General features: G+C 71.8%; 7 protein-coding genes, 1 tRNA gene and 1 other RNA gene. 1 reads left to right on the top strand and 8 read right to left on the bottom strand.

All coding sequences use genetic code 11. The annotated features are described in order from the left end of the window. The 8 genes from C5H89_RS17350 to ffs form a co-directional block, all read right to left on the bottom strand. Positions 1-2,224, bottom strand: a 2,224-nt coding sequence (locus C5H89_RS17350; RefSeq protein WP_104108220.1) for an esterase-like activity of phytase family protein, incomplete at its 3' end; no start/stop codon positions are given. A gap of 105 nt (positions 2,225-2,329) precedes the next feature. Continuing rightward, positions 2,330-3,367 carry an aspartate-semialdehyde dehydrogenase gene (locus C5H89_RS17355; protein ID WP_104108221.1) on the bottom strand — a complete coding sequence of 346 codons (1,038 nt, stop codon included), beginning with the start codon at positions 3,365-3,367 and terminating at the stop codon, positions 2,330-2,332. Beyond that, positions 3,364-4,647 carry an aspartate kinase gene (locus tag C5H89_RS17360; RefSeq protein WP_104108222.1) on the bottom strand — a complete coding sequence of 428 codons (1,284 nt, stop codon included), beginning with the start codon at positions 4,645-4,647 and terminating at the stop codon, positions 3,364-3,366. The genes C5H89_RS17355 and C5H89_RS17360 overlap by 4 nt, the downstream gene beginning before the upstream one ends. A gap of 86 nt (positions 4,648-4,733) precedes the next feature. Then, the gene (locus C5H89_RS17365) at positions 4,734-5,324 is read right to left on the bottom strand and encodes a DUF5063 domain-containing protein (RefSeq protein ID WP_104108223.1); all 591 of its coding nucleotides are present in this window, start codon (positions 5,322-5,324) and stop codon (positions 4,734-4,736) included. After that, positions 5,317-5,916 (bottom strand): recombination mediator RecR, encoded by a 600-nt coding sequence (gene recR, locus C5H89_RS17370; RefSeq protein ID WP_101526336.1) that lies wholly within the window; start codon positions 5,914-5,916, stop codon positions 5,317-5,319. The genes C5H89_RS17365 and recR overlap by 8 nt, the downstream gene beginning before the upstream one ends. Positions 5,917-5,922: 6 nt before the next feature. Next, positions 5,923-6,282: a YbaB/EbfC family nucleoid-associated protein gene (locus C5H89_RS17375; protein WP_101525640.1), complete on the bottom strand. Its 360-nt coding sequence runs from the start codon at positions 6,280-6,282 to the stop codon at positions 5,923-5,925. 52 nt (positions 6,283-6,334) lie between these two features. Beyond that, positions 6,335-8,539 carry a DNA polymerase III subunit gamma and tau gene (locus C5H89_RS17380; protein WP_104108224.1) on the bottom strand — a complete coding sequence of 735 codons (2,205 nt, stop codon included), beginning with the start codon at positions 8,537-8,539 and terminating at the stop codon, positions 6,335-6,337. Between the two features lie 68 nt (positions 8,540-8,607). Then, an RNA gene (ffs, locus tag C5H89_RS17385) (signal recognition particle sRNA small type) lies at positions 8,608-8,697 on the bottom strand. Between the two features lie 108 nt (positions 8,698-8,805). Between ffs and C5H89_RS17390 the strand changes: the two genes are divergently transcribed. After that, a tRNA-Ser gene (locus tag C5H89_RS17390) sits at positions 8,806-8,892 on the top strand. Positions 8,893-8,955: the final 63 nt, after the last annotated feature.

The following is an 8,955-nucleotide window of genomic DNA, read 5'->3' on the forward strand; positions in this document are numbered from 1 at the left end:
AGACCCCGTCGACGCCCGCCCGGACGAACGCCGCGATCTCGCCGGCCAGGTCGCCGGGGGCGGTGGGCTCCGTCCCCCGCCGGAACTGCGTCGGCTGGTACTGGTTCTCCACCCGGAACGTGTACGGGTGGACCACCAGCCCGGCGGCGTGGGCGTCGCCGATCACCGCCGTGGGCTGCAGCAGCCTGCCGTCGGCGGCTCGCGGGATCAGCTGGTCCTTGCAGGCTCCGAGCCCGTCGGCGTACTCGGCGACGTCACGCAGCCCGTCCGCGGAGACCAGGTCGGCGTAGCTGCGCGGATCGCCTGCGGCGACCAGGTCGTGCGGCGCCCCGCTGCAGCCGGTGAGCTGGGTCAGGCGGAAGTCGCTGCGCCGGTCCAGCTCGGCGAGGTTGGTCGTCTCGAAGCTCTGCAGGTAGACCGGGTCCCGGCCGTCGTAGCCGTCGGCGGCCAGGGTGGCCAGCAGCGGCTCCTCCAGGGAGAGCCCGATCCCGTCGAAGTACGTCGGGTGCTTGGTCTCGGGGTAGACCCCCACGGGTCCGCCCGCGCAGGTGCGGGAGTGCCGGGCCAGGTCGAGCACCTCGTCGAGCGTGGGCACGGCGTACTTGCCGTTGTAGGCGGTGTTGCCGGGGCGCACGCCGGGGATGCGCTCGACCGCGCGCAGGGTCTTGAGCTCCGCAAGGGTGAAGTCCTCGGTGAACCAACCCGTGAGCGCAACCCCGTCCACGGTCCGGGTGGTCCGCCGGTCGGCGAACTCGGGCCTGGCTGCGACGTCGGTGGTGCCACCGATCTCGTTCTCGTGCCGGGCGACCAGGACGCCGTCTGCGGTGGAGACCAGGTCGGGCTCGATGTAGTCCGCGCACCCCAGGATCGCCTGCTCGTAGGAGGCGAGCGTGTGCTCGGGACGGGTGCCGCTGGAGCCGCGGTGCCCGATCACGAGCGTGTCGTGGGGACGGGGCGCGCGGGTCCGGCGCAGGTCCAGCACGATCATCTCGGTGTCGTCCGGGGTGCCGGGGACCCGGGCGTCGTCGCCGGGGTAGTTGTTGTCGTTGCCCACCAGGATGCGGCCGTCCCTGAGCTCGACGACCACCTCGACCGAGACCATCGGGAAGCTGAACCGGTCACCGACGCCGTAGGCGCCCGGGTCGGTGTCCGTCCCGATGCCGTCGGGGTTGGCGACGCCGAGCAGGTCGACCACCAGCTCCTTCTCCACGAAGCCCTCCGCATCGGTGCGGCGCAGGTCGATCTCGTAGAGCCGCTTGGTGACCGCGGCGGGGCCGTCGAGGTTGTCGCGCTCGATGAGCAGCATCCGACCGTCGCGCACGGTGAAGGCGTCACCGACCACGTTGGCGGCCTCGTCAACCTGGTACTGCCAGGTCCTCCCGGTGTAGGCCCGCCGCCGGGTGTCGAACTCGTGGACGTAACGACGTCGCTGGTCGGGGTCGTCGAGGTAGGCCCCCTCCACGACCGGGTAGAGGTAGCGACCGTTGGCCGAGGAGCCCATCGCCTCGAACCCCCGGCTGGCCGGCACCCGGGGCTGCTCGTCTCCGAGGGTGGGGTTCTGCGGCGACTTGCCGCCAGCGAAGGGGACGGGTGCCTCGAGCACGGTGCCGTCGCTGCTCACGTGCAGCAGGTAGGGGCCGAACTCCTCCCCGATCCAGAAGGACCCGTCACGGGCGCGGACCAGGGACTCGATGTCGAAGTCGGCGCCGGTGAGCAGCCGTTCACGGGTGTCCCCGCGGACGATCGGGAACGGGATGCGGTGCAGCGGGTCCCGCAGGGAGATGAAGCGGCCCACCTCGATGCGACCGGCGCCACCGCGGGCGGTCTCCCAGCGGGGGCGGATCCGATAGATGCGCAGCAGGAAGTCGGCCGAGTTGGCCTTGGTGCCGAAGCCGTTGTCCGGTTGCGCCCAGAAGGTGCCGTCGGGGTTCTCCACCATCGCGGAGAAGCCGGGGATGACCTGGCCGGGGAACGGGCCGGTGCGGCCGTTGCCCGGGGAGGCCAGTGCTCCGGACGGCGGCCCGGGGGCCTGGAAGTCCGCGGACAGCGTGGCCCGGGCCTCCAGGGTGGGCTCCAGCCTGGTCTGGACGTGCCGCCCGTGCCCCGGTGGGGAGGCGGAAGCCGCGACCGCGGGCGCCGCGGTGGAGGTGGCGACGGTGGACGTGGTGGCGGTGAGAAGGGCGAGACCGATCAGTCGGTGCACCCGAGTGCCTGTTGAGGTCATGCCAGCAGGCTGACGCGTCCGGGCGAACTGCGCCGCCCGGCGAGGCGACGAACGGGTGAGCGGTGGACGAACGCCGGGCGCGACGCCCGTCCCCGCGCTGACGCTTCAGCGTGCGGCGATGATCTCCGCGAGCTGCACCGTGTTGAGGGCCGCACCCTTGCGCAGGTTGTCGTTGCTGATGAACAGCGCCAGGCCGCGGTCGCCGTCGACCCCCGGGTCCTGCCGGATCCGCCCGACGTACGACGGGTCCTTGCCGGCGGCGGCCAGCGGGTTGGGGATCTCGGCGAGCTCGACACCGGGGGCCTCGGCCAGCAGCTCGGCAGCGCGCTGCGGGGTCAGGGCGGAGGCGAACTCGGCGTTGATCGCCAGCGAGTGGCCGGTGAACACGGGCACCCGCACGCAGATCCCGGAGACCCGCAGGTCGGGGATGCCGAGGATCTTGCGCGACTCGTTGCGCAGCTTCTGCTCCTCGTCGGTCTCGTTGAGCCCGTCGTCGACGATGGCGCCCGCGAGCGGGACCACGTTGTAGGCGATGTTGCGGGCGTACTTGACCGGCTCGGGGAAGGTCACGGCCTCGCCGTCGTAGGCCAGCTCGCGGGCCTTGTCGCCGGCAGAGGCGACCTGGGTGTCCAGCTCGTCGACGCCGGCGATACCGGACCCGGAGACGGCCTGGTAGGTGGAGGCGATGAGCCGGACCAGCCCGGCCTCGTCGTGCAGCGGCTTGAGGACCGGCATCGCGGCCATGGTGGTGCAGTTGGGGTTGGCCACGATCCCGCGCCCGGCGGCGATCACGGCGTCCATCGCCTCGGGGTTGACCTCGGAGACGACCAGCGGGATCGCGGGGTCCTTGCGGAAGGCCGAGGAGTTGTCGATCACGATCACCCCGGCGTCCACGAACTTCTGCGCGAGCGCGCGGGAGGTGGTGGCTCCCGCGGAGAAGAGCGCGATGTCCAGGCCCGCCGGGTCGGCGGTGGCAGCGTCCTCGACGGTGATCTCGCGGCCCGCGAACGGCAGCACGGTGCCCGCGGAGCGGGCGGAGGCGAAGAACCGCACCTCGGTCGCGGGGAAGTCGCGCTCCTCGAGGATCTGCCGCATCGCGACGCCCACCTGACCGGTGGCGCCCACGATCCCGACGCGGGTCATCGGCCGGTCCCGCCGTAGACCACGGCCTCGACCTCGGCGGCGTCCAGGTCGAACGCGGTGTGCGTGGCCTGGACGGCGGTGTCGACCTGCGACTCGTCCACGATCACCGAGATCCGGATCTCGGAGGTGGAGATCATCTCGATGTTGACCCCTGCCGACGCCAGCGCGGCGAAGAACTTGGCGGTGATGCCGGGGTGCGAGCGCATGCCGGCGCCGATCAGCGAGACCTTGCCGATGCGGTCGTCGAAGAGCAGCTTGTCGTAGCCGACCTCGTCCTGGAGCCGGGCCAGTGCCGACATCGCAGCCTGGCCGTCCTCGCGGGGCAGCGTGAAGGAGATGTCGGTGCGGCTGGTGGTGGCCGCCGAGACGTTCTGCACCACCATGTCGAGGTTGACCTCGCTGGTCGCGAGCGCCTCGAAGATCCGGGCGGCTTCGCCGATCTTGTCGGGCACGCCGACCACGGTGATCTTGGCTTCGCTGCGGTCGTGGGCGACGCCGGCGATGATGGCCTGTTCCATTGCGATTCCCTCGGGGCTGTCGGGGGTGGGGGCATCCAGGACCCACGTCCCCTCCTTCTGGGAGAAGGAGGAACGGACGTGGACGGGCATGTTGTAGCGGCGCGCGTACTCGACGCAGCGCAGGTGCAGGATCTTGGCGCCGGAGGCGGCCATCTCGAGCATCTCCTCGTGGGAGATGCGGTCGAGCTTGCGGGCGGTCGGCACGATCCGCGGGTCGGCGGTGAAGACGCCGTCGACGTCGCTGTAGATCTCGCAGACCTCGGCGCCCAGTGCTGCGGCCAGGGCCACCGCGGTGGTGTCCGAGGCGCCGCGACCCAGGGTGGTCACGTCCTTGGTGTCCTGGGAGACGCCCTGGAAGCCGGCCACGATGGCGATCGCACCACCGGCGATGGCCTGCTCGATCCGGCCGGGAGTGATGTCGATGATCTTGGCCCTGCCGTGGACGGAGTCGGTGATGACCCCGGCCTGCGAGCCGGTGAAGGACTGGGCCTTGTGCCCCAGCGCGGCGATCGCCATGGCGACCAGCGCCATGGAGATCCGCTCCCCGGCGGTGAGCAGCATGTCCAGCTCGCGCGGCGGCGGCAGCGGCGTGACCTGCTCGGCGAGGTCACGCAGGTCGTCGGTGGCGTCCCCCATCGCGGAGACCACCACGACCACGTCGTGCCCTGCCTTCTTGGTCGCCACGATCCGCTGGGCGACCCGCTTGATGCCGTCCGCGTCGGCGACCGACGAGCCGCCGTACTTCTGCACGACAATGCCCACGCCTGAAACCACCTGACTTGCTCGCTGAATGCTGTCACGCCCTGCAGGGCAGAGGGCCGACGTCGACGTCGGCTCAGCGATCGAGTCTAACTGTGGCTCTGAACGGCCACGCCCAACATCTCATTCGCCGCCGCCACCTGGGCCTCCTCGCTGGTGAAGTCGGTGTCCAGCCGGTCGTGGTGCACCACCGACCACAGCGCGTTGAGGGCGGCCCCGGCCAGGTTGCCCCAGGAGGAGACGTAGGAGAACTGCCACCACCACAGCGCCTCGGCGTAGTTGCCGCAGCTGTAGTGGCGCAGGCCGTTCTCCAGGTCGCTGGCGATGCTGGTCAGGTCGTCGGAGAGCTGGCTCTCCACCACCTCGGGGACGTAGGGGTCGAAGACGAAGCTGTAGGTGTCGATCGGGCCGAGGATGTCGGCCAGCCGCAGCCGCAGCTCGTCGATGTCGGCCTCCGGACCCACGTCGGGCTGGTACTCCCCGCTGGGGTGGAAGTCGACCTGGGCGCCCAGCCGGGCCCCGGCCAGCGAGATCTGGCTCACCTCGAGCAGCAGCAGCGAGATGGCGCGCCCCGCGTCGGCCTCCTGCGCGACAGCCTTGAGGGCCACCAGGAAGGACTCGACCTGGTCGCAGATCTGCCCCGCGAACTCCTCGAGCTCGTTGCTCCTGGGGTTAGTCATCTGCCGACCGCCTTCCTGCGAACGCCCTGCCCAAGGTGACCTCGTCGGCGTACTCGAGGTCGCCACCTACCGGCAGTCCACTCGCCAGGCGGGTCACGCGCAACCCCAAGGGCTTGAGCATCCGTGTGAGGTACGTCGCTGTCGCCTCGCCCTCGAGGTTGGGGTCGGTGGCCAGGATCACCTCGGTGACGGTGCCGTCGGCGAGCCGCATCATCAGCTCGCGGATCCGCAGCTGGTCGGGGCCGATGCCGTCGATCGGGGAGATGGCGCCGCCGAGCACGTGGTAGCGCCCGCGGAACTCACGGGTGCGCTCGATGGCGACCACGTCCTTGTACTCCTCCACGCAGCACAGCACCGTGGGGTCGCGCCGCGGGTCACGGCAGATCCGGCACTTGTCGTCCTCGGAGACGTTGAAGCAGACCGAGCAGAACTTCACCTTGGCCTTGACCTCGATCAGCACGTCGGCCAGCCGTCGTACCTCGGCGGGCTCGGCCTGCAGCAGGTGGAACGCGATGCGCTGCGCACCCTTGGGACCGACTCCCGGCAGCCGACCGAGCTCGTCGATCAGGTCTTGGACAACGCCCTCGTACAAGGTCCCTCAGCCCAGTCCGGGCAGGCCGCCGCCACCGGCCAGCGGCCCGAGGGCCTCACCGGCCAGCGCGTCGGCCTTGGCCTTGGCGTCGCGGAACGCGGCCACGATCATGTCCCCGAGGTCCTCGAGCTCGTCCGGCTCGTTGCCGTCGAACTCGCCGGCCTTGATGGAGACCTGGACCAGGTCGCCGGTGCCGGTCACGGTCACGTTGACCGAGCCGCCGGCCACCGTGCCCTCGACCCGGGTCTCGGCGAGCTGGGCCTGGGCGGACTCCAGCTGCTGCTGCATCTGCTGCGCCTGCTCCAGCAGGGCGTTCATGTCGAAGCCGCCGGCGCCGCCGAGGGCGTCAAAGGGGTTCTGGGTCATCGTGGGCTCCTTGGTCGGTGCGCGGTGGTGGTGACAGGACTGGGTGGGACGGTCACGAGTGTTTGATCTCCTCGATGATCTGGGCTCCCAGGGTGCGCTTCAGCAGCTCGGCGCTGTCCAGGCCCTGGGACTCCGCGTCCGGGTCGTCGCGGCTGGCCGCGGCGTCGGCGAGCGCGCCGTGGTCGACCTGCGGCGGCATGTCGCCGGTGCGGGTCTGCTGGATCGCGCCGCGGGCCGCGGCGAGGGCCTGGGGGTCGGTGCCGCGGGACGCCTCGGCCGGCGGCTGCTGCTCGTCGTCCTGCGGAGCGGTCTGGTCCTGCGCCCAGTCCGGCGGGCCGTCCGGCGCCCCCGGGGCCGACGGCGCCGCGCCCGGGTCCGGCGTCGAGCTCGTCGCCGGAGCGGTCACGGTGTGGGAGGCGGCCGCCGACGCGGTCGGGATGGCGCCCGGGTCCACGACGCACTCCACGCGCCAGTCGGCACCGACCGCGTCGATGGCTGCCTGGCGCAGGATCTCGTCGTTGCCGCCACTGACGAAGGACTCGCGCGCGCCGGCGTTGCTGAACCCCAGCGTCAGGGTCTTGGCGTCAACCCCGGTGACCTGGGCGTTCTGGGTGAGCAGGATCCAGGCGAGCCGACGCCGGCTCTTGACCGCCTCGACGACGTCCGGCCAGAGCCGTCGTACGTCGACCAGCGAGAGCCCCCCGACGGGAGCACCGGGCGGGTCCACGGGCACGTCGCTGGGCCGGTCCGGCTGCCCGGCCTCCGGGACGGGGGGCGCGGGGGCCGGGGTCGCCCAACCTGCGGGCTCGACCGGAGCGGGCGGTGCGGGCGGTGCGGGCGGTGCGGCCTCGACGGGGGTCGGGGCTGCGGCAGGGGCAGGCGTCTGGTTCGGCTGTTCCGGCGTCTCGGGCTGGCTCGCTGGGGCGGCAGAGGGCGGCGCCGTCGGGGTCGGAGCGGGGGCGGGGGTCGGCGGCTGGACCGGTGCGGGCTGAGCGGGGGCCGGCGGCTGGACGGGTGCGGGCTGGGCGGGGGCCGGGACCGGCGGCTGGACCGGGGCGGCCTGGGCGGGGGCCGCCGCCGGAGGCCCGACGATCGCGAACCGCTTCTCCATCCGGTCCAGGCGAGCCTGGACGCCGTCGGTGGAGTGGTCGGCGCCGGGCAGCAGCACCCGGGCACAGATGAGCTCCAGCAGCAGCCGGGGCGAGATCGCGCCCTTCATGTCCATCAGGCCACCGGCCACCAGGTCCGCGGCCCGGGAGAGGTCCGCGGCACCGAACCTGGCGGCCTGCGCCACCAGGCGCTCGCCCTGGTCCTGGGAGCAGTCGATCAGTCCGGTCGCGGGGGCGTCCGGCACCGCCGCGACGATCACCAGGTCGCGCAGCCGGCGGAGCAGGTCCTCGGCGAACCGGCGTGGGTCCTGGCCGGACTCGATCACCTTGTCCACCACGCCGAAGACCGCAGCCCCGTCGGAGGCCGCGAAGGCGTCGACGACCTCGTCGAGCAGCGAGTCGGGGGTGAACCCGAGCAGCGCCACCGCGAGCTGGTGGGTGACGCCCTCGGGGCCGGAGCCGCCGATCAGCTGGTCGAGCACCGAGAGGGTGTCGCGGGCCGAGCCGGCGCCGGCCCGGACCACCAGCGGGACGGCAGCAGCCTCGATCGCCACACCCTCGCGGCCGCAGAGCTCGACGACGTAGTCGCTGAGCATCCGCGGCGGGATCAGCCGGAAGGGGTAGTGGTGGGTGCGCGAGCGGATGGTCGGGATGACCTTCTCGGGCTCGGTGGTGGCGAAGATGAACCGCAGGTGCGGCGGCGGCTCCTCCACCAGCTTGAGCAGGGCGTTGAAGCCCTGGTTGGAGACCATGTGGGCCTCGTCGATGATGTAGATCTTGTAGCGGTCGCGGACCGGGGCGAAGAAGGCCTTCTCCCGCAGGTCACGGGCGTCGTCGACACCGCCGTGCGAGGCCGCGTCGATCTCGATCACGTCGATCGACCCGCTGCCGCCGGTGGCCAGGTCCACGCAGCTGTCACACACCCCGCACGGCTCGGCCACCGGCGCGGCCGCGCAGTTCAGGGTGCGGGCCAGGATCCGGGCCGACGTCGTCTTGCCGCAGCCGCGGGGACCGGAGAAGAGGTAGGCGTGGTTGACCCGGTCGTTCGCCAGCGCGTTGCGCAGCGGATCGGTGACGTGGTCCTGGCCGATGACCTGGGCGAACGTCTCCGGCCGGTAGCGGCGATAGAGAGCGAGGGGTGAGTCCACGTGTGAACCCTAACCACCGGTTCCGACAGGGACCACTGCCGGAGCCCACCACCAGCGTGGTGGGACGAAAAGGCCCCCCGTGCACCCGACAGAGCTCATCTGCCCTTGCTGCCTTCCGGCCCTGGGGGATTCGACGAGATGCCGCCGCACGGGGGGTTGCCGCAGAGTCTAGGGGAGGTGCGGGCAGGGCCACAAAGCGGGGAAGCGCACGGCTGGGATGGAGGGCGATTTCTCGCCACGGCCGGGCTGCAGGTAGCCTCCTCGGCGGAGGATTCGCCTAGTGGCCTATGGCGCTCGCTTGGAAAGCGGGTTGGGTGTGAAAGCCCTCAGGGGTTCGAATCCCCTATCCTCCGCCGGGTACAGGTCCATGACCTGCAAGAACGCCGGTCCGAGCCCCAGTGGCTCGGACCGGCGTT

The organism is Nocardioides sp. 616 (assembly GCF_002930065.1).
Taxonomy (GTDB): domain Bacteria; phylum Actinomycetota; class Actinomycetes; order Propionibacteriales; family Nocardioidaceae; genus Nocardioides; species Nocardioides houyundeii.